Origin of the sequence: Kineococcus vitellinus (assembly GCF_009906315.1) — a bacterium.
Classification (GTDB): Bacteria; Actinomycetota; Actinomycetes; order Actinomycetales; family Kineococcaceae; genus Kineococcus; species Kineococcus vitellinus.
Map to the genome: position 1 here is coordinate 1 of NZ_JAAALL010000131.1, position 430 is coordinate 430.

1 protein-coding gene is annotated in these 430 nt (G+C 80.5%); it reads right to left on the reverse strand.

Annotation, left to right across the window (positions count from 1 at the left end; translation table 11 throughout):
* On the reverse strand, nucleotides 1-430 hold a 430-nt coding region (locus tag GTQ99_RS25145; RefSeq protein WP_276612214.1), incomplete at both ends, for a glutamate ligase domain-containing protein.

The window sequence follows — 430 nt, forward strand, 5'->3', positions numbered from 1 at the left end:
CCTCGGGGCCGACCCGCGTGACGTCGCCGGCGCCGATCGTCAGCAGCAGGTCCCCCGGGCGCACCCGCGCCGCGACGGCCGCGGCCGCGGCCGCGCGCTCGGGCACGAAGGCGACGTGCTCGGCCGGCAGCGGCACGGCCCGCGCGACCAGCTCCCCGGTCACGGCCGGGTCCGGGTCCTCGCGGGCCACGTAGACGTCGAGGACGACGACGTCGTCGGCCAGCCCCAGCGCGCGGCCGAACTCCGCGGCGAAGGCCCGGGTGCGGCTGACCAGGTGCGGCTGGAAGACCGCCACCACCCGGCCGCCGTCGGCGACGGGGCGGGCGGCGCGCAGCAGCGCCTCGACCTCCGTGGGGTGGTGGGCGTAGTCGTCGACGACGCGCACGCCGGCCGCCTCGCCCTTGTGCTCGAAGCGCCGGCGGGCGCCGCC